Source organism: Citrobacter sp. Cpo037, from assembly GCF_030332945.1.
GTDB lineage: Bacteria > Pseudomonadota > Gammaproteobacteria > Enterobacterales > Enterobacteriaceae > Citrobacter > Citrobacter portucalensis.
Genome location: NZ_JAOWGW010000046.1, coordinates 1 through 25680, shown reverse-complemented (window position 1 = coordinate 25680; position 25680 = coordinate 1). Strand labels below are relative to the sequence as shown.

23 protein-coding genes are annotated in these 25680 nt (G+C 49.0%); 15 read left to right on the top strand and 8 right to left on the bottom strand.

Going from position 1 to position 25680, the window contains the following annotated elements:
* Positions 1–525: 525 nt before the first annotated feature.
* The 4 genes from OGX94_RS06145 (at position 526) to folM (ending at position 3785) form a co-directional block, all read left to right on the top strand.
* A complete protein-coding gene (locus OGX94_RS06145) occupies positions 526–1650 on the top strand; it encodes a hypothetical protein (protein WP_193133981.1) in 1125 nt (374 codons plus the stop codon).
* Between the two features lie 72 nt (positions 1651–1722).
* Entirely contained in the window at positions 1723–2250 is a 528-nt protein-coding gene (locus OGX94_RS06140) for a hypothetical protein (protein ID WP_257661712.1), read from the top strand.
* Positions 2251–2303: 53 nt separating this feature from the next.
* Entirely contained in the window at positions 2304–2783 is a 480-nt protein-coding gene (locus OGX94_RS06135) for a hypothetical protein (RefSeq protein WP_003832848.1), read from the top strand.
* Between the two features lie 279 nt (positions 2784–3062).
* Positions 3063–3785, top strand: a complete 723-nt coding sequence (gene folM / locus OGX94_RS06130) for a dihydromonapterin reductase (protein ID WP_003832846.1) — start codon at positions 3063–3065, stop codon at positions 3783–3785.
* On the opposite strand, the gene OGX94_RS06125 is transcribed toward folM, so the two are convergent.
* Complete coding sequence (locus OGX94_RS06125) at positions 3782–4117, bottom strand: GlpM family protein (RefSeq protein ID WP_003832844.1); 336 nt, start codon at positions 4115–4117, stop codon at positions 3782–3784. The two genes, folM and OGX94_RS06125, sit on opposite strands and share 4 nt — an antisense overlap.
* Positions 4118–4234: 117 nt before the next feature.
* Here OGX94_RS06125 and rstA point away from each other — a divergent pair, with 117 nt between their 5' ends.
* A complete protein-coding gene (rstA, locus tag OGX94_RS06120) occupies positions 4235–4978 on the top strand; it encodes a two-component system response regulator RstA (protein ID WP_003832842.1) in 744 nt (247 codons plus the stop codon).
* 245 nt (positions 4979–5223) lie between these two features.
* A complete protein-coding gene (locus OGX94_RS06115) occupies positions 5224–6564 on the top strand; it encodes an L-cystine transporter (protein WP_286568905.1) in 1341 nt (446 codons plus the stop codon).
* Between the two features lie 52 nt (positions 6565–6616).
* Here the strand turns inward: OGX94_RS06115 and OGX94_RS06110 are convergent, their stop codons facing one another.
* Entirely contained in the window at positions 6617–7645 is a 1029-nt protein-coding gene (locus tag OGX94_RS06110; RefSeq protein ID WP_257661709.1) for a HoxN/HupN/NixA family nickel/cobalt transporter, read from the bottom strand.
* Positions 7646–7765: 120 nt separating this feature from the next.
* Entirely contained in the window at positions 7766–8608 is an 843-nt protein-coding gene (locus OGX94_RS06105; RefSeq protein ID WP_003832836.1) for an aminoglycoside phosphotransferase family protein, read from the bottom strand.
* A gap of 188 nt (positions 8609–8796) precedes the next feature.
* On the opposite strand from OGX94_RS06105, the gene OGX94_RS06100 reads away from it, so the two are divergent.
* The gene (locus tag OGX94_RS06100; RefSeq protein ID WP_257661708.1) at positions 8797–9588 is read left to right on the top strand and encodes an MBL fold metallo-hydrolase; all 792 of its coding nucleotides are present in this window, start codon (positions 8797–8799) and stop codon (positions 9586–9588) included.
* 26 nt (positions 9589–9614) lie between these two features.
* Here the strand turns inward: OGX94_RS06100 and OGX94_RS06095 are convergent, their stop codons facing one another.
* Positions 9615–9959 (bottom strand): DUF1294 domain-containing protein, encoded by a 345-nt coding sequence (locus tag OGX94_RS06095; protein ID WP_032934568.1) that lies wholly within the window; start codon positions 9957–9959, stop codon positions 9615–9617.
* A 234-nt stretch (positions 9960–10193) separates the two neighbouring features.
* Here OGX94_RS06095 and OGX94_RS24805 point away from each other — a divergent pair, with 234 nt between their 5' ends.
* The 3 genes from OGX94_RS24805 to tus all read left to right on the top strand — a co-directional run bounded on the left by OGX94_RS24805 (position 10194) and on the right by tus (position 13247).
* Complete coding sequence (locus tag OGX94_RS24805) at positions 10194–10712, top strand: hypothetical protein (RefSeq protein WP_126318184.1); 519 nt, start codon at positions 10194–10196, stop codon at positions 10710–10712.
* Positions 10713–10942: 230 nt separating this feature from the next.
* Positions 10943–12244: a two-component system sensor histidine kinase RstB gene (gene rstB / locus OGX94_RS06090; RefSeq protein WP_257661707.1), complete on the top strand. Its 1302-nt coding sequence runs from the start codon at positions 10943–10945 to the stop codon at positions 12242–12244.
* A 73-nt stretch (positions 12245–12317) separates the two neighbouring features.
* On the top strand, positions 12318–13247 hold the full coding sequence (gene tus, locus OGX94_RS06085; protein ID WP_003832827.1) for a DNA replication terminus site-binding protein: 930 nt from the start codon (positions 12318–12320) through the stop codon (positions 13245–13247).
* Here the strand turns inward: tus and fumC are convergent.
* Both fumC and fumB read right to left on the bottom strand, forming a co-directional pair.
* Positions 13244–14647: a class II fumarate hydratase gene (gene fumC, locus OGX94_RS06080; RefSeq protein WP_257661706.1), complete on the bottom strand. Its 1404-nt coding sequence runs from the start codon at positions 14645–14647 to the stop codon at positions 13244–13246. The two genes, tus and fumC, sit on opposite strands and share 4 nt — an antisense overlap.
* 141 nt (positions 14648–14788) lie before the next feature.
* Positions 14789–16435, bottom strand: a complete 1647-nt coding sequence (gene fumB / locus OGX94_RS06075) for a class I fumarate hydratase (protein ID WP_003832822.1) — start codon at positions 16433–16435, stop codon at positions 14789–14791.
* A 262-nt stretch (positions 16436–16697) separates the two neighbouring features.
* Between fumB and manA the strand changes: the two genes are divergently transcribed.
* Together manA and OGX94_RS06065 are read left to right on the top strand one after the other, a co-directional pair.
* Positions 16698–17873, top strand: coding sequence for a mannose-6-phosphate isomerase (manA, locus tag OGX94_RS06070; RefSeq protein ID WP_193133976.1), 1176 nt, complete (start codon positions 16698–16700; stop codon positions 17871–17873).
* A 106-nt stretch (positions 17874–17979) separates the two neighbouring features.
* The gene (locus OGX94_RS06065) at positions 17980–19488 is read left to right on the top strand and encodes a YdgA family protein (protein WP_191221520.1); all 1509 of its coding nucleotides are present in this window, start codon (positions 17980–17982) and stop codon (positions 19486–19488) included.
* A 47-nt stretch (positions 19489–19535) separates the two neighbouring features.
* On the opposite strand, the gene OGX94_RS06060 is transcribed toward OGX94_RS06065, so the two are convergent.
* Entirely contained in the window at positions 19536–20564 is a 1029-nt protein-coding gene (locus OGX94_RS06060; RefSeq protein WP_257661705.1) for a Mal regulon transcriptional regulator MalI, read from the bottom strand.
* 169 nt (positions 20565–20733) lie between these two features.
* Between OGX94_RS06060 and malX the strand changes: the two genes are divergently transcribed.
* The 3 genes from malX (at position 20734) to OGX94_RS06045 (ending at position 25056) form a co-directional block, all read left to right on the top strand.
* Positions 20734–22326: a maltose/glucose-specific PTS transporter subunit IIBC gene (gene malX / locus OGX94_RS06055; protein ID WP_257661704.1), complete on the top strand. Its 1593-nt coding sequence runs from the start codon at positions 20734–20736 to the stop codon at positions 22324–22326.
* A 10-nt stretch (positions 22327–22336) separates the two neighbouring features.
* Positions 22337–23509: a MalY/PatB family protein gene (locus OGX94_RS06050; RefSeq protein WP_003832814.1), complete on the top strand. Its 1173-nt coding sequence runs from the start codon at positions 22337–22339 to the stop codon at positions 23507–23509.
* A gap of 197 nt (positions 23510–23706) precedes the next feature.
* On the top strand, positions 23707–25056 hold the full coding sequence (locus OGX94_RS06045) for a sensor domain-containing diguanylate cyclase (protein ID WP_257661703.1): 1350 nt from the start codon (positions 23707–23709) through the stop codon (positions 25054–25056).
* 44 nt (positions 25057–25100) lie between these two features.
* On the opposite strand, the gene OGX94_RS06040 is transcribed toward OGX94_RS06045, so the two are convergent.
* Positions 25101–25517: a DNA breaking-rejoining protein gene (locus OGX94_RS06040; RefSeq protein ID WP_257661702.1), complete on the bottom strand. Its 417-nt coding sequence runs from the start codon at positions 25515–25517 to the stop codon at positions 25101–25103.
* Between the last annotated feature and the right edge of the window lie 163 nt (positions 25518–25680).

Below are 25680 nucleotides of genomic sequence, written 5' to 3'. Positions count from 1 at the left end.
GATCACCTCTATTGTGTCCGAGTCATTCTTTCTACACTTCACAATCGCAGACTGCTTTACGACATAACGATCAGTCACGATCATCTGTCTTATCTTATTATGAATCACAACATAACACACTGAAACACATCATTACTTTCTCAATTTTTTGTTCACTTTTCATATTTATAAAAGATAAAGGCGAAACACTTAGCGAACACATACAAAGCATAATACATGCATAAGATACGCATAAGGAAAAGAACAATTAATCATCATACAATTAACTATTTGTGCTTTATCTTGTGTTGCATTGATCTTAGCGTTGTGTTGATATTTATGTTTGATGATAATGCAACCCGTGCGCTGGTCCCACCAGCTCCCCCTCCTCGTCAATTATGTCGGAAATTAAATAGGTTTATTAATAGCTGTTACTGCATCGATTAATTATGTAATCGGCAGCATTCAGTCATTGAGGGGCAAACAAAATGATAAATAAAGAATTAATGATGACACCTCCCTATTAATCCTAAACGGAGTATTAAAATGTTTAAGAAATCAGTGGTTGCAGTATTAATGGTTCTTCCAATATCTGCTTTTGCTCATGGTCACGGTGGCCATGGCGGTATGGGCGGTCACAATTTTGGTGGTCATGGTCATGCTGGTAACATTGGTCATGCTTTTAGTGGTCATTCGTTTGGTGGTCACTTTGCGGAGCGCATGAATGCAGGTGGTGGGTTCACAGGATTCTCTAAAGGCTCCATCAATATGAGCGATCACCCCATCGCTGACAACACGACACGTTCCATCAGTGTGAAAGATGGTGTCGTCACTAAAAACATTGCCTATAACGGTGTTAATGAACAATATTCCGCGACAACGACAATCAGCAAGGATGGTGCAATGCGTACCTCCACAGTGAATCGTGATGGAGTGACAAAAGAAGCATCAACTGTTGTGTCTGCTGATATGCGTTCTCATAGCGTAGCTGTAACCAATGGCACCGAAACAGCAATGTCGATTCATAGCTATGATGAAGGTGTTGGTGGTCTGAATGTTCATGCTTACAATGATGGTGTAAACACCTATGGCAGCGTTCATGCTTACAATGACGTAGCTAATGCAGCCTACTCCGCCCACGTCATTCATAATGACGAGCTTACGCGTATTGGCTACAACGTTGTTTCTCCAACCCAACGCTCTCACACTGTAGCTGTGAAAGATGGCGATTATACTCACGTTCACACTGCGGGTTATATTGGTAACGAAGATGTTGGATTTGGTTGGAACAAAGGCATCACTCGAGATGGCCAATACGGTTTTGAGCATTCAGTTAATAGTCTTGGGATTGCAACAATCGGTAACTTTGGACCCACTTATTACGGAGAAAAAGCGGCTAACCTGAAAACAGGTGAAGTGAAAACGATCACCAACTATCAACCAGCACCACAACCCACTCCAGTGGTAATTCATGTTACCCCTGCGGTAGTTGTTCATGTAACCCCAGAAACGCCAATCACACCGGCAACTCCAGTAAATCCACCTGTCGTTGTTCATGTTGTCCCGGCATCAATCGTAACCCCTGTTACACCATCTTCTGATGTAACACCAACGACCACTGTGTACCGCGATGGACACGGCGATAGCGTCATCTTGTATTGGAATGCCTAAGAAAGAGTACAGTTTTGTACCTTTAAAAATAATAAGGCTGGACTAATCCAGCCTTTTTTAGAGGAAATAATTATGTCAGATTTAACAGCAGCAGATTTTTTAGAACTTATTGATCTTGAACCATTTAAGAAGCCTAACAATGAAACAGGTGTTTCGGTTCAACGAAGTATTGAGTTAGAAAAACTACGTTATGCTGTAAAAGAAGGTCATGTAAACCTCCGTTTTTTCCTCAAATGGTTAAATGCTGCAGCTGGTTGCCGCTTACAAGAACGATGGTTAAACAAGTTTTTTACCGATGACCTCAGAGAATTTCCCGTACGATCACAGCAACACACTAGTAAGAGCACAGAGGAAAAGCTAAAGGAAGAAGTTGCTCGTCTTACAGAGCAACTAAGAGCATCACAAGAACAGAATCAGGTTATTGCGTCTATCGCTTCAGAAGACAATCAGAAAGCCATTTTTGCGGGTATCGTCGAACGTATCGAAGAAGAATCACAAGCTGAACTAAAAGCCTTTGCAGAGAAAGCAGCAACACAGGCAAAACAGAAAGCAATAGATATGATGATAGCTATCTTTCCTAATTGGAAGCCATCAGATTGAACACAATAGGCTGTGTGTATTATCATGCTTCCTTAATCATTTAAGGGTAGACAATGAAGAACGTAAATCTGATCTTACTCGGAGACAGCACACAGCCACAAGAACGCCGAATGAAAGAAGCGTTAAAGATAAGCAAGGACGTAAAACCTGCCGCTGTGTTAGATGCTGTGAAAGAGGCGTATGAAGGTACAGGCAAGAAACCTAAGCTGAACTATGCACAACTATCACGATGGAGAAAAGGTTTAACCTTCTATCGTTCACCCCCGCCAGAAGACGCTGTAGATCAGTATTCAGATTTATTTTCCCCACTCTACCAACTATTAGAGAATCCGGTGATTGTTGCTTCCATCGACATAACAGAATTTGAACAGAGATTGAAGATTCAGATCAAAGAACGAGAACAGAGATTGATTGAAGCAAGAAGGATTGAAGCAGAGCGTATTCTGCAAGAAGCAGAAGAAAGAGATCACAGAAAGTTTACAGAAGAATTTAATAAAATAATGGATAAGCTGAGAGAGCTTAGGAAGACCTAGTTAAAATGGGGAGCCTGTTTTCTGGTTCCCTTTTTTATTGACTAATCATTGTTAATCCCTCTCTCTCTATTACTCCTGCGACTAAAGCCCGACTATAAAAGCGGGATTTAACAAGCTCTGCGCTCGCCGCTAAATCAGGATGCTGTAACAAACCCCCAACAACTTTTTTCCTGTGTGCTACTGTGTACAAATGAGTTTGCACCACTCATCAATGTTTCATACACCACTTACACCCTTTATCTTGTAAGATGCTGTTTTTAATGGAGCCTGAGTATAACAATGGGTAAAAAACCTCCTTTGCCAATTCTTATCACCGGAGGTGGTCGTCGTATCGGCCTCGCCGTCGCATGGCACTTTCTGAACCAAAAACAGCCAGTTATCGTCAGCTACCGTACACACTATCCTGCCATTGACGGCCTGCGAGAAGCTGGCGCGATTTGTATCCCTGCTGACTTTTCCACGGATGAAGGCGTGCTGGCCTTTGCTGATGAGGTCAAAGCACAAACCGATGGCTTGCGCGCCATTGTGCATAATGCCAGCGCCTGGCTTGCAGAAAAGCCCGGTACGCCGCTGACTGACGTGCTGTCAGCAATGATGCAGATTCATGTCAATACGCCCTACCTGCTCAACCACGCGCTGGAAGGATTGCTACGCGGTCATGGGCACGCAGCCAGCGACATCATCCATTTTACGGATTATGTTGTGGAGCGCGGCAGCGACAAGCACATTGCTTATGCTGCCAGCAAAGCGGCACTGGACAATATGACCCGCTCGTTCTCGCGCAAACTGGCACCGGAAGTGAAAGTGAACGCGATTGCCCCCTCACTTATCCTGTTTAACGAGGGTGACGATGCAGAGTATCGCCAGCAGGCACTGAACAAATCACTGATGAAAACTGCGCCTGGTGAAAAAGAGGTCATAGATTTAATTGACTACCTACTAACCAGTTGTTTTGTCACCGGACGTAGTTTTGCCCTTGATGGCGGGCGTCATCTGCGTTAGTGCAGTTTGATCCAACAAAAGATCAGCAACCACGCGCTCAGGCTCCAGCACACTACTGCACCGCCGAGCGCGACGGGTAAGCGCATAAACCCGGTGAAATACCACAGTGAAACAAGGTAGACAAAATAGGGAATAATCGACCACATACTGAATACAATGGTTGTACGTAACGCCTCGATCCCACGCTCACTGGCCACGATGTAGTGGGCAATCAACGCAAACGTCGGGAACAGTGGAATTAATCCAGCAATATAGTAATTCTTTGTTTTCGCCAGCAAACCAATCAACACCACCACCAGCGCACCAAGCGCCGCTTTTATAACGAGTCCCATCACTCTGCCTTAACACATCAATAACATCAGCCTCTAGCATAACGGAAGCGTTCTTGTTTAGAAAAGATTAATGGAAGGAATAACCGGGGCGGTGTATGTTGGCGTTTTATATTCAAAATGAATGATATGAACACCATCGTATTTGTTGAAGATGATCCCGAAGTTGGCTCACTGATTGCAGCCTATCTGGCCCGGCATGATATTGAGGTTATCCTTGAACCTCGTGGTGATTTGGCCGAGGAGAAAATCCTGCACGTTCAACCCGATCTGGTGTTATTAGATATCATGCTGCCGGGCAAAGACGGGATGACTATCTGCCGCGATTTACGCGGGCGCTGGCAAGGCCCGATTGTCCTGCTCACCTCGCTGGACAGCGACATGAACCATATCCTTGCGCTGGAAATGGGCGCCTGTGACTACATCCTGAAGACAACGCCGCCAGCTGTGCTGCTGGCTCGCCTGCGCCTGCACCTGCGCCAGAATGAACACTCAGCACAGTCTAAAGGCATTCAGGCGGCAACCATCACACCGCACACAACGCTGCGCTTTGGCACACTCACTATCGATCCCACCAACCGCTCCGTGCTGCTCGGCGGCGAGCAAATCTCTCTTTCCACCGCTGATTTTGAATTACTGTGGGAGTTGGCAACCCATGCCGGGCAGATTATGGACCGTGATGCGTTGCTAAAGAACCTGCGTGGCGTAAGTTATGACGGTATGGATCGCAGCGTCGATGTCGCGATTTCCCGCTTACGCAAAAAACTTCTCGATAACGCGACTGAACCCTATCGAATCAAAACGGTACGCAACAAAGGTTATCTGTTCGCACCGCACGCCTGGGACGACGAGCCGCAGAAGTAATGCCACCGGGCCGATCTCATTGGTCGGCTGGATTATTCGCAATACGTTACACTGTCACGTGCAATCGTCTACAGAACAGGCATATAAACGCCATCCGAAGCCGTTCCACACTTTTTGTGTGGCTGTAGCCCACCCCCCTCCCTATAATCCGTCGCGGTCCTGAACCCTTATGGTTCATAGGTTTTTTCGCACTAACAAAACTCTTTCCGGCATTTCAGGTGCTGAATGAGGCAAGAGGCTACAATATGTTCGTAACGCTTGCGTATATCGCGTTCTTTTTGGTTTGTTCATGGGCAATTTTTAGAATCAACCAAAAAAGTCACTCTCTTTCAAAAAGCGTCTTCATCGCTATTTTTATGGGTGCCGTTATCGGCTTATCCCTGCATCTCATTGCTGCTGACGAAAGTAAAACAGTTATCGACTGGTATAATGTTATCGGCAACGGTTATGTTAATTTACTGAAACTGGTTGCGGTTCCGCTGATTTTCATCTCTATTCTCTCAGCCATTAATAAGCTCGAAAACAGCGCTGGCATTGGGAAAATGTCGTTAACCATTGTCGGATGCATGCTCTGTCTGGTAATGATTGCCGGTTTTATTGGGCTGTTGACTGCGCATGTATTAGGTCTGGACGCCAGTGCGTTTGTTCATATGCAGTCCACACTGACTGCAGACGATGTGAGTAAAACTGCCGCCATTTCACTACCTAAACTGGTTATATCTCTGATCCCCACGAATATCTTCCTCGACCTAACAGGAGCCAGAAGCGTTTCCGTCATTGGCATTGTTATCTTCACCCTGCTTGCCGGCGTGGCATTATTAAAGGTCAAACAAGACGCCCCGCAAGAAGGTGAAAAATTAAGTGCTGGTATTAACGCTATCCAGATTTGGGTGATGAAAATGGTGCGCATCGTTATTGCCCTCACCCCTTATGGTGTGATGGCATTAATGGCAGGCGTATTTTCCGCATATCGATTTGAACAATTTGCCAGTTTGTTAGGCTTTATTGCTGCCTGTTACCTTGCGATTCTGATGATGTTTATCGTCCACGCACTGATACTGGTTCTGAGCGGAAATAATCCCGTTCACTATTTTAAAACTGTCTGGCCAGTATTAACTTTTGCATTTGTTTCACGCAGCAGTGTAGCATCTATTCCACTGGCTATTTCCGCACAGGAAAAATTTGGCGTGCAAAACACCATTGCTAATATTGCGGCTTCATTCGGCTCCAGCATGGGGCAAAACGGCTGCGCCGGGATCTACCCGGCTATTATGGTGGCGATGATTGCTCCAACAATTGGGATTGATCCGCTATCAGTACATTTTTTGCTCGCCATGCTTCCTGCGATTGCGCTGGGTTCTATTGGGGTGGCGGGTGTAGGCGGTGGCGGAACATTTGCTGCACTGATCGTCCTTTCAACGCTGAACTTCCCGGTCGCGCTGGTGGGGATTTTCATTGCTATCGAGCCTGTCGTCGATATGGCCAGAACGGCATTAAACGTGAACGGTTCGATGATGTCTGGCGTGCTGGCTAACCGGATCCTGAAAAAGAGTACTGAAAAACCACAACCCGTGAACGCGAATTAGTCAGTCTTAAAAAGATCAAAGCCTTCCTGTTCCTGGAAGGCTTGCTTTTGTGTCAGCTAAACGTCAGTCCGTCGTATTTTTTCCAACGGTAGTTTACGGCGGAGATAATCCAGCAGCCGATAAAGACGCCAATAATCGCAAAACCGACATTCCCCATATGGTCACTCAAATTGCTGACGGTATCCCACAAACCACCCTGGAGCGAAAACGCGTCAGAGAGAAGTCCCAGCGCCTCCAGCCCGCCAATAAATAGCGCAACAATCACGGAAGTCCCGGTAATGGTCATATTGTAATAGAGCTTACGTTGCGGCTTATTGAACGCCCATCCGTAGGCCTCAACCATCAGAATACTGTCGAGACAATCAATTAACGCCATACCGCAGGTAAACAGTGCCGGGAATACGAGAATTGACCAAACTGACATGCCGCTGGACGCGCTTGAAGCAGAAATTCCCAGCAGAGAAATTTCAGTGGCGGTATCAAAACCCAGACCAAACAGAAAGCCGACAAAATACATATGCCAGTCTTTACCTACCAGCCGAAACGCTGAGCGGAAAAGCCAGTTTAGGGGGCCTGAAACTGTAATGTCTTCCGTGGTGCCATCGTAAGTACCGGTGCGTTTAAGATGGCGGAATGCCTTCCAGACCTGGCAGAAAATAATGAGATTAATGGTAGCCAGAATCAGCAAAAATACGGCAGAAACCGTAGTTCCTATCAGACCGCCGACATTCTGAAACCATGCCATATGTTGCTTAAACACGCTGGTGGTCAGTGCAATGCCAATGCTTGCCAGTACCACAATGGTGGAGTGCCCCAAAGAAAACCAGGCTCCCGTCGTCAAGGCACGTTTTTTCTGCTGCATGAGTTTACGCGTCGCGCTGTCTATCGCGGCGATATGATCGGCATCAACGGCATGGCGCAAACCATAGCACCACGCAATCAGACTCAGTGCCAGTAATGACGTGTTGTTGCTAAACGCGGTGAAAGCCCACAGCCACGCTACGATGTTTGCCCCGATGAGTAAGACCATCAACAAAACAATATTCGGGCGTTTTTTTAATAATGAAAACAATGCGTTCATTGTTTCCGGCCTGTCAAATTTTCGCTCAACAACACACCACACCGCCGTTCATTGATTGATTAATACAACGTTTACCAGGCTAATGATAACTCTTAAGAATTACTAACCCAGTGTCGTAGATCAAAGTTGATTACCACCTGAAGCAAGTTCTGCCATCGCTAGCTCCGCAATACGCAGAGGTACCGTTGCGCTGTCACCCTCTTGCAGAAACCAGACGGACGACAACCCACACCAGGCAACAATCCACATCAGTAAACGCTGCCGTTCAATTCTGGCGATTTCAGACACAATGTTGACTCGTTGCGTGAATCTTTCCGGCTCAATGGCGACAGGTCTGGTAGGTTCGGCAAGATCGGGGTTAGTAAAGATATTGGCGTAATCAAAGCCACGCTCGCCCACCAGCCCTTTGGGATCGATAGCCAGCCATCCCCTCGTTCCGAAATCAAGAATATTGCCGTGGTGTAGATCGCCATGTAATACGACTTCATCATGGGGTGAAGATAGCAGTACGTTTGCCACCGCAGCACAACGCGTCAGGATACCGCCATGCTTTTTCGCGGCAGGAGCCAGATCGCGAAACCAATGGTGCAGAGGTGTTAACGCAGGCGTAGACGCATTTCGGGAGAGATGGAGTCTACTGGCAGCATGGCAAATAATGCGACAGGCCTGCGCATCGTTGCCAGTCCAGGACATGTCCGCTAAAGACTCTGTCCCTGTCGCACGTTCCAGCAGAATCGCCCCTGCTGCATGAGCAAGTACTTTCGCTGCGCCATTTCCGTTCCACCAGACCATGAGTTCACAGCCGATCCGTTCACTGTCATCGTCGGTAATCTTTAGTATGGCTTTCTGCCCGTCCTTGACCACCACCACAGGCAAAAGCTGCGATGTGTGCGTTTCAAACGGTTCACCATCTGGAGTGAGCCCCCAACGGTTGAGCCAGGTGTTGAACAGACGATTTTCCAAACAATATCCTCATTTTTCTCTGGAAGATGGTAATCAACAAGATCCGTGTCGGCATTATTCCTGTTTTCTTTTGGTTGAGCCACAACCCCACTTCGATCATCACTGGCTTATCGGGTAGAGCACTAACAGGCACATCCTTGTGTATCTGTGTGCCATGCTGACTGTGTTCGGTATATGAGGAGGACACGATGATCACGTTATGCAAAACCTGTGGAACATCCTATGAGGTAACTGGCGCCCATCCGGAACATTGCGATATCTGCCTGGATGGACGTCAATATGTCCCCACAAGCGGGCAGAAATGGATCGATTTTGACACCCTGTGTGCATCGCATACAAATAAGTGGAAGCAACACGACAGTACTCTCCTCAGCATCCGCACCGTTCCTGATTTTGCAATTGATCAGCGCGCGTTTCTTGTGCGCACCCCAGAAGGAAATATTCTGTGGGACTGCATTGCCACGCTCGACGATGCCACAAAAACGCTAATAACGTCCCTTGGCGGCCTTAAGGCTATCGCGATTTCGCATCCTCATTACTACACCACCATGCAGGACTGGGCTGCGGAATTTAACGCGCCGATTTACCTTCATGCCAGCGACAGAAGGTGGGTAATGCGCGACAGCCCGTGGATTAAATTCTGGGATGGCGACACCATTGAGTTAACCCGTGACGTCAAGGTGATACGTCTCGGCGGGCACTTTGCTGGCGGCTGCGTCCTGCACTGGGCGCGTGACGAAGGCGTCGTGCTTTCTGGCGACATCGTTCAAGTTACACCAGGTGCCCATGCAGTCTCATTTATGTGGAGCTACCCCAATATGCTACCGTTGCCAGCCGCCACCGTCAGCGACATCATCCAACGCCTGAGAACAGTGAAATTTAAGCAACTTTACGGCGCATTTGAAGGAAAAAATATTACGCAAAATGCCGATGAAATTGTGCGCCGTTCAGGTGAAAAATATATTTCCTGCCTCAAATAAACCGGCAGTTTATTCACCAACCATGCTCAGGAAGGTAAAAATGGATAGAACTTGTAAATCACGCCCATCACAGAAATACTCACTATCACACTGATAATGAAGTAGGTTTTGAAAGGCTGCTTTTGTGTTTTATGGCGAAAGATTTGTTGACCCGCTATCGCGCCGCCCCACCCGCCCACAACGCCAAACACCAGCAATGTGGATTCCGGCACTCTGCGCCAGTCCTTACGTGCCGCCATTTTGTCCACGCCGTATAACAGCAGCGTCAAAACGTTGGCGAGTAGAAACCATATAACAAGAGGATAAGCGGTGAAAATGCAGCCGACCGCTGCGAAAATGAGTAGCGAATAACAACAGCGATTGAGATTCATATTTTCAGTCACAGCACTTTTCAGGAAGTATCGACACGCATTATACGCAAGGTCAGTCATCCCTGCCACGGGTGAGAATATCCCTTTTATTATTATGCCTATATCCCCAAAGATAGCGCAAATTCTCTGGTCTGCGGCGTACCTAACAATTCAAACAAGAGAGCCGTTTTCATTATTCAAAACAAATGGTAATTTATTAAACCCAAATGGAGAAATTGTTCTGGAGTCACAAGGATGAGAAAATACTCATATCCATATTTGTTTTTTGTTACCGTCTCATCTCTCGGCGCAATTTTTCTCTTTTACTGGTGGAGGGTAACGATATACAGAGCGACATTTCTCTACCCGCTCACATCCAAATACCTCATGCTTATTTCTCTGGCAGTGTCATTGTTAATTACCTTATTTCTGGTAGGTAATGGGATAATGAAAAAAAGTCCCTTCCAAACTTATCTAAAATTATTTGGTGGTATCAGCATTGCCATGGTGCTGTTTTCAGTGATCATGGTTATGGCGATAACCTGGTTCATTCCGGGTGTCCCCTCGTCCTATACCACCACATACGTCTATGCTACAGGAAGTTCGAAAAGCTGTTCGGGGGCTGATGTTGACGATCCAGACCTTGGGACTAATATCAGAATTTGCTATCCCGAAGGTAACTACGAATATAACAACACCATCTACGTTGAGAAACGAAGTAACCTTTTAGGTGCGGTCGTGACGTACGCCAGAACAACCCCATCCCGATTTTGATTTACTTACAGCATAGAAAGCAATGCGTGATCCAGCGAAAGGTCATTCTGCGCCCGTAGGGGCCATAAGAATGCAGAAAAGAGATATACAGTGTACTCTGCGTGGACAAGCACGCCGGATGGTGATCGGAGAACCTTTCTGAACCCACGCATCGGCGGATACTGCTGTGCCCACTTTTCCCCTGAGGGACACGTGCACTCGCTAACTTATTGAGCGTTCGGTGATTTTTTATGAAGAAACTGTTTGTGCAGTTTTACCTCCTGCTGTTTGTCTGCTTTTTGGTGATGACCCTGTTGGTCGGTCTGGTATACAAATTCACCGCAGAACGCGCAGGCAGACAGTCGCTCGACGATTTGATGAAAAGCTCGTTGTACCTGATGCGCAGTGAACTACGCGAAATCCCGCCACGCGACTGGGGTAAGACGCTGAAGGAGATGGATTTAAACCTCTCATTTGACCTTCGCGTTGAACCGCTGAATAAGTACACACTGGATGCCCCAACCATGCAGCGTTTGCGCGAAGGCGATATTGTTGCACTTGACGATCAATACACCTTTATTCAACGCATTCCTCGCAGCCATTACGTGCTAGCCGTCGGCCCGGTTCCTTATCTCTATTTTCTTCATCAAATGCGCTTGCTGGACATCGCGCTGATGGCGTTTATTGCTATCTCACTGGCCTTCCCGGTACTGATCTGGATGCGCCCGCACTGGCAGGAAATGCTCAGACTCGAATCCGCCGCACAGCGTTTTGGTGAAGGACATCTGAGTGAACGCCTTCATTTTGACAGTGGTTCCAGCTTTGAGCGCCTGGGCGTAGCGTTTAATCAAATGGCCGACAATATCAATGCGCTGATCGCCAGTAAAAAACAGCTTATCGATGGTATTGCCCATGAGCTTCGTACCCCGCTGGTACGTTTACGTTACCGGCTGGAAATGAGTGATAACCTCACCGAGCAGGAATCTCAGGCTCTGAATCGTGATATCGGCCAACTGGAAGCGTTGATCGAAGAGTTACTGACCTACGCCCGCTTGGATCGCCCGCAAAATGAACTGAAACTCAGCGTACCGGACCTACCTGCTTGGTTAACCACCCATCTGAAGGATGTGCAAAGCGTGAATCCTGACCGTGTGGTGAAATTACGTCATCTCGAAACTGGCGACTACGGCGCGTTGGATATGCGCCTGATGGAGCGGGTCCTGGATAATTTGCTGAACAATGCCCTACGCTATTGCCAGTCTACAGTGCAAGCCAGTCTGCTGCTGAGTGGCAATCAAGCCACGCTGGTAGTGGAAGACGACGGTCCCGGTATTGCACCAGACGCACGTGAACAGGTTTTTGAACCGTTTGTACGCCTTGATCCCAGCCGCGATCGGGCGACCGGGGGTTGTGGGCTTGGGTTAGCCATCGTCCACTCAATAGCGTTGGCTATGGGAGGGACGGTCGTCTGTGGTGAAAGTGAACTTGGCGGTGCCCGTTTTACTTTCCGTTGGCCCGTCTGGCATAACATTCCTGAAATTTCAGCTGCCTGACCTATTCTGCTCGGTGGTCAGGCGATGGATGTTGTGTTATAAAAAAGTATGTTGTAACTAAAATGGTAAACCTATGGCCCGTTACGATCTCGTTGACCGCCTGAACGGCACCTTTCGCCAGATGGAACAAGAACTGGCGCTTCTGAACGAAAACCTGTTGCAGCAGACGTTGCTTATTGCCCGCGTATTCTCGTTACCGGAAGTGGTCAAAGAGGCAGAGCATGCCCCTCTGCAAAACATTGATGTTAAGCAGCACTTAGGCAAAGAGGCTGAAGCGCTGGCATTGCGTCATTACCGTCACCTGTTTATTCAGCAGCAGTCCGAAAACCGCAGCAGCAAAGCGGCCGTCCGCCTACCGGGTGTATTGTGCTACCAGGTTGATAATGCGGCGCAATGTGCTCTGGAAGAACAAATCCAGCGTATAAACCAGTTGAAAACCACCTTCGAGCGCATTGTTACAGTAGAATCAGGGCTGGCGCCGGCAGCACGTTTCGAATGGGTGCATCGCCACCTGCCGGGGCTGATTACACTGAATGCCTATCGCACGCTCACCGTTGTCAGAGATCCTGCCACCCTCCGGTTCGGCTGGGCTAACAAGCACATTATTAAAAACCTGAAACGCGATGAAGTACTGCAGCAACTGGAAAAAAGCCTGACCTCACCGCGCAGCGTACATCCCTGGACTCGTGAAGAATGGCAGCAGAAGCTTGAACGCGAATATCAGGATATCGCCGCCTTACCGCAGCAGGCCCGCCTGAAGATCAAAAGGCCGGTAAAAGTGCAGCCTATTGCCCGCGTCTGGTACAAAGGAGAGCAAAAACAGGTGCAATATGCCTGCCCGACACCACTGATTGCTTTGCTTAATAACGACAACGGTATGACCGTACCGGATATCGGCGAGTTACTGAATTACGATGCCGAAAACGTTCAGCATCGCTTTAAACCTCAGGCTCAGCCGTTGAGATTGATTATTCCCCGGCTGCACCTGTACGTTGCGGATTAACTGCCTGGCCGCATGCTGCCGACCATCAGCTCCGGACGTACCCAGCTGTCGAACTCCGCTTCGGTTAGATATCCCAGCGCCAGTGCGGAGGCTTTTAACGTCAGCCCTTCTTTATGCGCTTTTTTGGCAATTTCAGCCGCTTTATCGTAACCGATATGGGTGTTGAGCGCGGTCACCAACATCAGCGACTCATTGAGCAGTTGATCTATTCGTTCACGGTTGGGCTCGATTCCCGTCGCACAATGTTCATTGAAGCTTTCCATACCGTCCGCCAGCAGGCGTACCGACTGCAGGAAGTTGTAGATGACCATCGGTCGATAGACGTTGAGCTCAAAGTTACCTGACGCCCCGCCCATATTGATGGCGACATCGTTGCCCATCACCTGGCAGCAAAGCATAGTCAGCGCTTCACACTGGGTAGGATTGACTTTACCCGGCATGATCGAGCTGCCCGGTTCGTTTTCCGGAATTGAAATTTCGCCAATACCACAGCGCGGGCCAGATGCCAGCCAGCGTACATCGTTGGCGATTTTCATCAGCGATGCTGCCAGCCCTTTTAGCGCTCCGTGGGCATGAACCAGCGCATCGCAGGTGGCCAGCGCTTCAAATTTATTCGGAGCGGTAACGAACGGCGCGCAGGTAATGACCCGCAGTTCATCCGCGACCCGGCGGGCGTATTCGGGATGAGTGTTCAGTCCTGTACCTACCGCGGTTCCCCCCAACGCCAGTTCTGCCACATGCGGTAAACTGTTTTCAATGTGTCTGAGGTTATGTTCAAGCATTGCTACCCAGCCGGAAATCTCCTGGCCAAGCGTAAGTGGAGTTGCATCTTGCAGATGTGTACGACCAATTTTAACGATATCGGCGAAAGCGTGGGACTTATCACTGAGCGTTTTGGTCAACACATTTAATTGTGGGATCAAAGATTTACGCAGCGCCAGCAGTGCGGCAACGTGCATTGCCGTCGGGAAGACATCGTTCGAGCTTTGGCTTTTATTGACATCATCGTTGGGGTGTACTTTCCGCTCCATTCCCCGCTCACCGCCCAGCAACTCGCTGGCCCGGTTTGCCAGCACCTCGTTCATGTTCATATTGCTTTGCGTGCCGGACCCAGTTTGCCAGATGGCCAGCGGAAACTCATCGCGGTGTTTATCTGCCAACACTTCATCTGCAGCCTGCATAATAGCCCTGGCTTTATCCTCCGCCAGCAGCCCCAGATCCTGGTTAACCTTTGCCGCAGCGCGTTTCGTCAGCGCCAGCGCATGGATCAACGAGACCGGCATTTTCTCCGTTGAGATACGAAAATGCTCCAGTGAACGTTGGGTTTGCGCGCCCCAAAGCTTATCGGCAGGAACATCAATCGCCCCCATTGAATCATTCTCGCGGCGTACCGTTACCATTACCTGCTCCTTACATTAACAGTTGATTAGGTTATGTTTCGACATTGCCCATTTGCATTGGTCTTATGAGTATTAACGAGGTTAAAGCTGTCGTTTGGTGGTTCGTGCGGTAAAAAAAACCGCCCCGAAGGGCGGCTGACGTTACTTAACGCAGCGTGCGCACTGCGACGTCTGAATTTGCTTGAAGAAATCGTTGCCTTTGTCATCCACCAGGATAAACGCCGGGAAATCTTCCACTTCAATTTTCCAGATGGCTTCCATCCCGAGTTCCGGGTATTCCACGCACTCCAGACTCTTGATACTGCCCTGGGCCAGCACCGCGGCGGGGCCGCCAATACTGCCTAAATAGAAGCCGCCATGCTTATGGCAGGCATCGGTCACCTGCTGGCTGCGGTTGCCTTTCGCCAGCATGATCATGCTTCCACCAGCAGCCTGAAGCTGGTCAACATACGAGTCCATACGCCCGGCCGTGGTTGGCCCCAGCGAACCCGAAGCATAGCCTTCCGGCGTTTTTGCCGGACCTGCGTAATAGATCGGGTGATCTTTAACATACTGCGGCAAACTTTCGCCGTTATCCAGACGTTCTTTCAGTTTCGCATGCGCAATATCACGGCCAACGATAATTGTACCGTTGAGCGACAGTCGCGTGGAAACCGGATACTGGGAAAGCTGAGCCAGGATCTCTTTCATCGGACGATTGAGGTCAACGCGTACCGCTTCGCCCTCTCCCGCCTGGCGCAGCTCTTCCGGTATAAATTTGCCAGGATTATGTTCCAGTTTTTCGATCCAGATACCTTCACGGTTGATCTTGGCTTTGATATTTCGATCGGCTGAGCAAGAAACACCCATACCAACCGGACATGACGCGCCGTGACGCGGCAGGCGGATCACGCGGATATCATGCGCGAAATACTTCCCGCCAAACTGCGCGCCCAGTCCCAAATTCTGCGCCTCAATCAGCAGCTCTTTTTCCAGCTCTACATCGCGGAATGCCTGACCATGTTCGTTACCTTCTGTCGGCAGTTCGTCGTAGTATTTTGCAGAAGCCAGTTTGACCGTTTTCAGCGTGGCTTCTGCCGATGTTCCGCCGATTACGAACGCGATGTGATACGGCGGACAAGCCGCAGTGCCCAACGTACGCATCTTCTCAACCAGGTAATTTTTTAATTTGCCCGGCGTGAGCAGCGCTTTGGTTTCCTGGTACAGATAGGTTTTGTTCGCCGAACCACCGCCTTTGGCAATGCACAGGAATTTGTATTCATCGCCGTCGACGGTATACAAATCGATTTGTGCTGGCAGGTTGGTGCCGGTGTTCACCTCTTTATACATATCCAGCGCGGCGTTTTGTGAATAGCGCAGGTTGTCTTCGATATAGGTGTTATACACACCACGAGCCAGCGCCTCCTCATCGCCCCCTCCGGTCCAGACACGCTGACCTTTTTTACCCACAATAATCGCGGTTCCGGTGTCCTGACAGGTCGGCAAAATGCCTTTTGCCGCGATGTCAGAGTTACGCAGAAATTGCAGAGCCACATACTTGTCGTTTTCGCTGGCTTCCGGGTCGCGCAGAATATCGGCTACCTGCTGTTGATGTGCGGGACGCAGCATAAACGACGCATCATGAAAGGCCTGACGAGCCAACAGGGTTAAGGCTTGCGGTGCAACTTTAACAATCTCCTGCCCTTCAAATTCGGCAACAGAGACATAGTCGCTGGTCAGCAGATAGTATTCGGTATCATCCTTTTTGAGGGGGAAAGGATGCTGATAATGAAAGGGTTTGTTTGACATTGTGCTCTCACTTACTGCTCGGTCTGGTTATTCTCTGGGCAGATGTTCCATTGCCCTGCTTCCCTGCCGCAGATCCGGTTGTAGAAGGAAGAGCTTTCTGCAACCGGAATTACTCAGGGTATTAAAAGCGAGTCACCATATCCTACACATTTTTTTAACAAAAACTGAGACAAGTACGACTTTTTACATGTGCAGGTTACTTCGCTCAGGGTTTCTTGGTTTAATAGCCGTAGAAAATTCAACATTGAAACAGGGCTTGATAATGCAAAAACTCATCAATTCAGTGCAGAACTACGCCTGGGGAAGTAAAACGGCGTTAACGGAACTCTATGGCATTGCCAACCCCACTCAGCAACCGATGGCTGAGCTGTGGATGGGGGCGCATCCGAAAAGCAGTTCGCAGGTTCTCGGCGCTGACGGTCAGACGGTTGCTCTGCGCGACGTTATCGAGCACGATAAATCCGCACTGCTGGGCGATGCCGTTGCCCAACGTTTTGGTGAACTGCCCTTCCTGTTTAAAGTGCTCTGCGCTGCTCAACCGCTTTCGATTCAGGTTCATCCTAACAAGCACAACTCTGAAATTGGATTTGCCAAAGAAAACGCCGCAGGGATCCCGATGGATGCGGCCGAGCGCAACTACAAAGATCCTAATCACAAACCAGAACTGGTATTTGCTTTGACGCCTTTCCTGGCGATGAACGCATTCCGCGAGTTCTCTGAAATTGTTGCATTGTTACAACCCGTTTCCGCCGCACATCCGGCTATTGCGCATTTCCTGGAAGAGCCGAGTGCGGAACGTCTGAGCTATCTTTTCGCCAGCTTGCTGAATATGCAGGATGAGGAGAAATCCCATGCGTTGGCGATCCTGAAATCGGCGCTGAACAGCCAGCAGGGTGAACCCTGGCAAACCATCCGTCTGATCGCTGACGTCTACCCGAACGACAGTGGGCTCTTCTCCCCGCTGCTGCTCAATGTGGTGAAACTCAATCCAGGCGAGGCTATGTTCTTATTTGCCGAAACCCCGCACGCTTACCTGCAAGGAGTGGCACTTGAGGTGATGGCTAACTCGGACAACGTGCTGCGTGCCGGACTGACGCCAAAATATATTGATATCCCGGAACTGGTCGCCAACGTGAAGTTTGTCGCCAAGCCAGCAAACCAGTTACTGACCACGCCGGTTGAATCTGATGGTGAACTGGACTTCCCAATCCCGGTTGACGATTTTGCGTTCTCGCTGCATGAGCTTACTACCAGTGGCGCAGATATCAGCCAGCAAAGTGCAGCCATTTTGTTCTGCATAGAGGGTGAAGCTGTATTGAGCAAAGGCGAGCAACGTCTGGTTCTGCGACCGGGTGAATCGGCCTTTATTGGCGCGAATGAATCGCCGGTTAACATCAGTGGCGCAGGTCGTTTAGCCCGGGTTTATAACAAGCTATAGCAAGATACTGATATTTTTAACAACTCTTGCTAAGCTGTAGTGAGTTAAAGACATGTCACTCCTCCAGGCGTCTTCAAACGCCTGGTTTTATTTTATGGATATCGAAATGAAAAAATCGCTGGTAGCTGCGGGTGTGGTGGTTGCGCTGGGTATCGTCTGGACGGGCGGTGCCTGGTACACAGGTAAGAAACTTGAAACGCATCTCGCCGAGATGGTGACGCAGGCAAACGATCAGTTAAAACGTTTCTCCCCTGAGGCGGGTATTGAACTGAGTTATCAAAACTACCAGCGCGGGGTGTTCAATAGCCAACTGCAAATGGTGGTGAAACCCATCGCCGGGCAGGCAGATTCCTGGCTAAAACCGGGGCAAAGTATCGTCCTGAATGAAACCGTCGATCACGGTCCATTCCCGCTGGCTCAACTGAAATCACTGAATCTGATCCCGGCTATGGCCTCCGTGAAAACGACGCTGGTCAATAACGACGTTACCAAACCGCTGTTTGATATTGCCAAAGGTGAGTCGCCATTTGTCATTAACTCCCGTATCGGCTACAGCGGCGATACCCGTTCCGATCTCTCCCTCAAACCACTGAACTATGAGAAAGGCGACGAAAAAGTAGCCTTCAGCGGCGGGGAATTCCAGTTTACAGCAGACAAAGAAGGTAACGCTGTCTCGCTGACAGGCAATGCGCAAAGTGGCGTGGTCAATGCGGTCAACGAGTATGACCAGAAAGTACAGATGACTTTCAATAACCTGAAAACTGAGGGTTCCAGCAGTATTGCCAGCTTTGGTGAGCGCATCGGCGACCAGAAATTGTCACTCGATAAACTGTCGATTTCCGTCGAAGGTAAAGAGTTGGCGGTACTGGAAGGCATGGGTATTGATGGCAAATCCGATCTGATCAACGAGGGTAAAACAGTCAACAGCCAGCTGGATTACACGCTGAACAGCCTGAAATTACAGGGGCAGGACATGGGTAGCGGTAAACTGACGCTGAAAGTTGGCCAGATTGACGGTGAAGCACTACACCAGTTCAGTCAGCAGTATAGCGCCCAAACCAAGGCGCTGATGGCGCAGATTGATGTGGTACAAAATCCTGAGCTTTATCAGCAAAAAGTCACTGAAGCCTTCTTCAATGCACTGCCGATTCTGATGAAAGGCGAGCCGGTTATCACCATTGCCCCGCTGAGCTGGAAAAATGCAAAAGGTGAAACCGCATTTAATTTGTCACTGCTGCTAAAAGATCCGACAGCAAATACTGAGGAACCACAAACGCTGGCTCAGGAAGTGGATCGTTCGGTCAAATCACTGGATGCTAAGCTGACGATTCCGGTTGATATGGCGACTGAGTTCATGACGCAGATTGCCAAAATTGAAGGGTATCAGCAGGAACAAGCGGCCGATCTGGCGAAACAACAGGTGAATGGCCTGGCGGCAATGGGTCAGATGTTCCGTATTACAACGATGCAGGACAACGTCATCGGCTCCAGCCTGCAATACGCAAACGGCCAGGTTACGTTAAACGGACAAAAAATGTCGCTGGATGAGTTTGTTGGCATGTTCGGTATGCCTTCTCTCGGCGAACCGGATGCCCCGGCTATTCCGCAACAGTAAATACGCGTGATAACAGGCCCGATAACCGTGTGTTTATCGGGCCTTTTTTATTTTGCCACCACCAGACGGGCGGAAAGCGTTAAGTTACGCGAGTGACCATCATCGTGCCCAATGCGCTGTAGCATGCGCTCAGCAAGGGTATATCCCATTTCACGCGCGGGCGTGCAGGCCCAAATAATGGGGATATCGTCCAGTGCATTTTCCGCTACATCGGCAAATCCTGCTAACGAGACCTGCTGTTCAAAGTAGCGATCTACGCCAATTTCACCACTCTGACGCCCTGCTCTCATCAGGCCAAACCAGGCGCCAACGGCTATCGTTTCGTTGTAGCACACCACTGCGCTGATCGTTGGGTTACGACGTAACAGCGCGGTCACCTCCTCGGCGGCCTGCTTTTGGCTGGATGAGCACTCCAGCACCCAGTCGCTATGAAACGGTAAACGATACTTTAGCAACGTCGTACAATAGCCGCCGACACGCTCTGCGCGGGTCAATGAAGAACTCTGCCCCCCCAACCACGCGATGCGCTGATGCCCATGGCGTATCAGATGTTCAACCAGCAATTGCGCTGCCTGCATGTTGTCAGGCCTAACGGTGTCAACGTCATCCAGGTAGCTGGCCCGAGACGCAAACACTACCGGAATCCCCTTATCGGCGGCCAGTTGTTGTAGGTCGTCGCTACTGCCGGCAGCCCCGGCGATCACCACACCATCAACCCCTTGATTAAGCAGCATAGCGAAACGCTGCGCCAGCTGTTCGCCATCTCTGCCACCATGTAATAAAAAAACCATGCGCCCCTGCGCTTCTAATGCTTCCGTCAGACCCGCCGTCAATTCGGCGTAAAACGAGGTGGAGAGGTCGCGCACGATCAAACCAATTACCCCGCTCTGCCCGCCACGCAGCGCTGATGCCTGGCGATTACGCACAAACCCCAGTTGCTCAATAGCGGCATTCACCCGTTCGCCGGTCGCGGATGAAATACGGCCTTTTCCACTAAGCACCAATGAGACGGTACTAACCGAAACGCCCGCGGCCAGCGCAACATCATGGATAGTTATTTTTTTGGCTATAGCCATAAAAACGGAAAACTCCCTGATAACGTGACGGATAAAACGTTTTATCAATCACTTATATTTATACGCTCTATTATCGTTCGATAATGTGATTTGTACCGCACTAAAATTAGGTAAAACGTTTTATCTTCTCGCCATCATTAGTCAGCTAGCTTTTACGAGGAGTCGTTTGATGACGACGAGAACCACACCAAAAATTACGTTATGGGAATTTTTCCAGCAGTTGGGCAAAACCTTTATGCTGCCCGTGGCTCTGCTCTCATTCTGCGGGATCATGTTAGGGATCGGCAGCTCGTTAAGTAGTCATGATGTCTTAACGCTGATCCCGGCATTGGGTAATCCGGTACTGCAGGCTATTTTTACCTGGATGAGCAAAGTAGGCTCATTTGCGTTTAGCTTCTTACCGGTGATGTTCTGTATTGCCATACCTCTCGGCCTGGCCCGCGAGAACAAAGGCGTAGCGGCATTTTCCGGTTTTGTTGGTTATGCGGTGATGAACCTTGCCGTCAACTTCTGGTTAACCGCGAAAGGTATCTTGCCTACCACGGATGCCACGATCCTGAAGGCTAACAACGTGCAGAATATCCTGGGGATCCAGTCGATCGACACCGGGATCCTCGGCGCTGTTATTGCCGGGATCATCGTCTGGATGCTGCATGAACGTTTCCACAATATTCGCCTGCCGGATGCACTGGCCTTCTTCGGCGGTACCCGCTTTGTACCAATTATCTCTTCGGTGGTGATGGGACTCGTCGGCCTGGTCATTCCCCTGGTTTGGCCGGTTTTCGCCATGGGCATTAACGGGCTCGGCCACATCATCAACAGCGCGGGTGAATTTGGTCCAATGCTGTTTGGTACCGGTGAACGTCTGCTGCTGCCGTTTGGTCTGCATCATATTCTGGTGGCGCTCATTCGCTTCACCGAAGCTGGCGGCACGCAGGAAGTCTGCGGTCACAGCGTAAGCGGCGCACTGACTATTTTCCAGGCTCAACTGAGCTGCCCGACAACACAAGGTTTCTCTGAAAGCGCAACCCGCTTCCTGTCGCAGGGTAAAATGCCAGCGTTCCTCGGTGGTTTGCCGGGGGCAGCGCTCGCGATGTACCACTGTGCTCGCCCTGAAAATCGTCATAAAATTAAAGGGTTATTAATTTCTGGCCTCATTGCCTGCGTGATCGGCGGTACAACAGAACCCCTTGAGTTCTTATTCCTGTTCGTTGCCCCAGTTCTGTATGTGATCCACGCCCTGCTGACCGGTCTTGGTTTCACCGTGATGGCGGTGCTTGGCGTCACCATCGGTAACACGGACGGTAACCTGATTGACTTTGTGGTGTTCGGCATCCTGCACGGGCTCTCAACCAAGTGGTATCTGGTCCCTGTTGTGGCGGCGATCTGGTTCGCGGTGTACTACGTGATCTTCCGTTTCGCCATCACACGTTTCAATCTGAAGACCCCGGGTCGTGACGTCGAAATTGCCAGCAATATCGAAAAAGTCATGGCGGGTGCACCGGGTAAATCCGGTTACAACGTCCCTGCCATTCTGGCGGCGCTGGGCGGTGCGGAAAACATTGTCAGCCTGGATAACTGCATTACCCGTCTGCGCTTGTCAGTGAAAGATATGTCGCTTGTTAACGTACAAGCGCTGAAGGACAATCGCGCCATTGGCGTAGTACAACTCAATCAGCATAACCTTCAGGTCGTTATTGGTCCGCAGGTCCAGTCAGTGAAAGACGAGATCGCCGTTCTGATGAACACCGTACAGGCATAAGGACAACAGTATGTTTGATTTTTCAAAGGTGGTGGACAGGCACGGTACCTGGTGTACCCAGTGGGATTACGTTGCCGACCGTTTTGGTTCAGCCGACCTGCTGCCGTTCACCATCTCCGATATGGATTTTGCCACCGCACCTTGCATTCTGGAGGCGCTGACTCAGCGCCTGTCACATGGCGTGCTGGGTTACAGCCGCTGGAAAAATGATGAATTTCTGGCGGCAATTAGTCATTGGTTTCTTACGCGTCATAATACCCAAATCGACCCTCAGTCGCTGGTTTATGGCCCCTCGGTCATCTATATGGTGTCGGAGCTGATCCGCCAGTGGTCTTCTGCGGGTGATGCGGTGGTAATTCATACACCGGCGTACGACGCGTTTTACAAAGCGATTGAAGGTAATCAGCGCCAGGTATGCGCTGTCGGACTTGAAAAGCGCGCTGACGGCTGGGTTTGCGACATGGTTGCGCTGGAAAAAGCGCTCTCCCGGCCTGAAAGTAAAATTCTTCTGCTTTGCAGTCCGCACAACCCAACCGGTAAGGTGTGGACGCGCGATGAACTGGAAACCATGGCGGAACTGTGTCAGCGCCACGGTGTAAAAGTCATCTCTGATGAGATCCATATGGATATGGTATGGGCAGACCAGCCGCACATCCCGTGGAGTAACGTCGCGCGCGACAGTTGGGCGCTGTTCACCTCCGGTTCAAAGAGCTTCAATATTCCGGCGTTAACCGGGGCTTACGGGATTATTGAGGATGAGCAGAGTCGCAACGATTACCTCAGTGCGTTAAAGGGTCGGGATGGTCTTTCCTCACCTGCAGTGCTCGCGCTTAGCGCACATATCGCAGCCTACCAACAGGGCGCTAGCTGGCTTGATGCGCTGCGGGATTACCTTGTCAGTAACCTGCATTACATCGCGCATGAGCTGAATAACGCATTCCCCGAACTGAACTGGCAGGTTCCGCAATCCACCTATCTGGCATGGATTGACTTGCGTCCACTCAACCTTGATGACCATGCACTGCAGGAAGCACTCATCCATCAGCAGAAAGTCGCCATCATGCCCGGATACACATACGGAGAAGAAGGACGAGGTTTTGTGCGCCTCAATGCCGGATGTCCACGTTCCAAACTTGAAAAAGGCGTTCAGGGGTTGATTAACGCCATCCGCACAATACGTTAAATAGTCTTGCGCAATGAAGAACTCATTGCGCAACTCCTAATATAAAAAAACAAATCTGTTTTCTATCGTTTTTTTAGTACCAATTCCTCCCTGACTTTTCCTGCCAGTAAAAATCAACAGCAATAAAAATCAAAAAGACAAAATACAAAGCTGAGATGATAGCCGAAATATAGCGCTGTTTTATATACATAAAAATCATGAATACAACACAAATAAACATTCACAAAAAGAATTTAACTTTTTTTTTACTCCTGTCCCTAACGACATCCATTTTTCTTTGGTATATCCCTTTTAGTAATCAGCGTTATAGCCTCTCTTTTTATCCGGTTATTGCAACCTTTGCTGGTGTATTGCACATTCAGACGGGGTGCTTTATGACGATGAATTACATGAGTTATCGGCACAAAAAATATCTTTTACCCCTGGCTTGCGCGTTTTATTTCTCGGGGGTTTTCTTATTTCTTGCGCTCTATATTTATTTTTATAAAAACGGCCTTCCTGGTGTCATCTACAATGACATTGCTGTTTTATACTTTATGAGGAACATGTTAATTACGGGGCTGTTTTTTGCAACATACTATTTATATACGTTTAAGAATAAAAAAGAAAAGCATGGTAAAACAGTTATTTACGCCACTTATTTATGGTGCATGTTGCATCTGGTAATGGCTATCCTCTACTCCATCCGTATTACGCCAATATCGTTTCAGTTGGTTGATACAGAAACGTTTGAATGGCTTAGACCCTGGCGTGGTAGCTTTATTTATGTCCTCATTATCTTGTGGACCTGTATCGTTTTATTAGGGGCAAAATTAACCCAGCTAAAAACACAGTTTTGGGTAAGTATGTCACTGGTTGCCCTGAGCAATCTGTTAAGTGTCATCATTATGCTGAAGTACACGCATATAGACTCCGCTGGATGGTATCTCGCCAGAGGCCTGGAGTGCCTTAGCGCAATGGCCGTGATGATCGTGCTCATGTCTGATATTTTCAAGCGCTACAAAGCCTCACGTCAGGCCTATGAATTATCCTATGAAAATTCAGTCCGCGACCCGATGACCCGACTTTTCAACCGTGGCTATTTTTATAACGCACTCAGCAATGAGATTAAAATGACAGCAACCCATAAACCCCTGAGCATTGTCTTTTGCGACATTGATTTCTTTAAGTCGGTCAATGACACCTGGGGACATTTGCAGGGTGACAGAGTGATAATTAAACTGTCAGAAATTATGCAGCGACTGAGTCGGCGTAACGACATCGTGGCGCGTATTGGCGGAGAAGAGTTTGCTATTTTGCTACCTGAAACTAACGCTGATGCAGCATTTAACATCGCAGAGCGAATCAGAAAACACGTAGAACAACAAACTCAGACCACGACTAAAGGTGATTTTCCACGCATCATCACCATCAGCCTGGGTATCGTAACCTCAGTTGATAACCGTTCAGCCCCTGAACAACTTGCTGATTGCGCAGACCGCGCCCTGTATATGGCAAAAAACCGAGGCCGTAATTGCGTTGTGGCCTATTCTGGTGAAGAAGTTTAATAGCAAAGGAAAAGATCACCACCAGGGCGATCTTTTCCTCATGATCAGTTGGTAATTTTCATGTGCAGCTGGAATGCGTTGGTTTTTCCCTCATCCTTAGCCGCGCCTTTTTGATATATTCTGATGGTATACTTACCGCTGGCAGGCAGTATATTTTTATAAGTGTCACCACTCATCATGCCATCAAAAATGAATTGTTCGCCCGGCGCAATAATACTCATGAAAGGATGAGGCCAGGCGCTTTTCAAAACTGCTTGCATGGTCTGCCCTTTTTTGGCGACAAACGTATAATCTTTTGTTTTATCGCCCGTAATTGTCCCCTTGATATCTGCGCCACTGGTACCTTTCTTAAACTGGATTACATGCGTTTCATCCGCTTTATACGCCGCATGCGTAGGCACAGTTGCCAGCAGCAAACTTCCACAGAACATTGTACTGACAATTAGCTTTACACTTTTCACTTTATTAATACCCTCAGTCGTTATTGTATTTTTATAACATACCTCGCTGCACATTCATAAACTGGAAAGTGTCCATTTTTCGCTATTAGGGAAGGTGCGAATAAGCAGGTCATTTCTTCCCAAGCTGACTCGCTGATTAAAATTTCGCGGATCTGGGCCGATT

Bases quoted from the DNA above. Each gene is read 5' to 3' on its own strand.
- OGX94_RS24805 (WP_126318184.1), top strand. From the start codon at position 10,194: ATGAGAAAATACTCATATCCATATTTGTTTTTTGTTACCGTCTCATCT.
- OGX94_RS06100 (WP_257661708.1), top strand. From the start codon at position 8,797: ATGATCACGTTATGCAAAACCTGTGGAACATCCTATGAGGTAACTGGC.
- OGX94_RS06135 (WP_003832848.1), top strand. From the start codon at position 2,304: ATGAAGAACGTAAATCTGATCTTACTCGGAGACAGCACACAGCCACAA.
- manA (WP_193133976.1), top strand. From the start codon at position 16,698: ATGCAAAAACTCATCAATTCAGTGCAGAACTACGCCTGGGGAAGTAAA.
- OGX94_RS06050 (WP_003832814.1), top strand. From the start codon at position 22,337: ATGTTTGATTTTTCAAAGGTGGTGGACAGGCACGGTACCTGGTGTACC.
- OGX94_RS06110 (WP_257661709.1), bottom strand. From the start codon at position 7,645: ATGAACGCATTGTTTTCATTATTAAAAAAACGCCCGAATATTGTTTTG.
- fumC (WP_257661706.1), bottom strand. From the start codon at position 14,647: ATGGTAACGGTACGCCGCGAGAATGATTCAATGGGGGCGATTGATGTT.
- OGX94_RS06095 (WP_032934568.1), bottom strand. From the start codon at position 9,959: ATGAATCTCAATCGCTGTTGTTATTCGCTACTCATTTTCGCAGCGGTC.
- rstA (WP_003832842.1), top strand. From the start codon at position 4,235: ATGAATGATATGAACACCATCGTATTTGTTGAAGATGATCCCGAAGTT.
- OGX94_RS06125 (WP_003832844.1), bottom strand. From the start codon at position 4,117: ATGGGACTCGTTATAAAAGCGGCGCTTGGTGCGCTGGTGGTGGTGTTG.
- malX (WP_257661704.1), top strand. From the start codon at position 20,734: ATGACGACGAGAACCACACCAAAAATTACGTTATGGGAATTTTTCCAG.
- OGX94_RS06060 (WP_257661705.1), bottom strand. From the start codon at position 20,564: ATGGCTATAGCCAAAAAAATAACTATCCATGATGTTGCGCTGGCCGCG.
- fumB (WP_003832822.1), bottom strand. From the start codon at position 16,435: ATGTCAAACAAACCCTTTCATTATCAGCATCCTTTCCCCCTCAAAAAG.
- OGX94_RS06140 (WP_257661712.1), top strand. From the start codon at position 1,723: ATGTCAGATTTAACAGCAGCAGATTTTTTAGAACTTATTGATCTTGAA.
- OGX94_RS06045 (WP_257661703.1), top strand. From the start codon at position 23,707: ATGAATACAACACAAATAAACATTCACAAAAAGAATTTAACTTTTTTT.
- rstB (WP_257661707.1), top strand. From the start codon at position 10,943: ATGAAGAAACTGTTTGTGCAGTTTTACCTCCTGCTGTTTGTCTGCTTT.
- folM (WP_003832846.1), top strand. From the start codon at position 3,063: ATGGGTAAAAAACCTCCTTTGCCAATTCTTATCACCGGAGGTGGTCGT.
- OGX94_RS06145 (WP_193133981.1), top strand. From the start codon at position 526: ATGTTTAAGAAATCAGTGGTTGCAGTATTAATGGTTCTTCCAATATCT.
- tus (WP_003832827.1), top strand. From the start codon at position 12,318: ATGGCCCGTTACGATCTCGTTGACCGCCTGAACGGCACCTTTCGCCAG.
- OGX94_RS06115 (WP_286568905.1), top strand. From the start codon at position 5,224: ATGTTCGTAACGCTTGCGTATATCGCGTTCTTTTTGGTTTGTTCATGG.
- OGX94_RS06065 (WP_191221520.1), top strand. From the start codon at position 17,980: ATGAAAAAATCGCTGGTAGCTGCGGGTGTGGTGGTTGCGCTGGGTATC.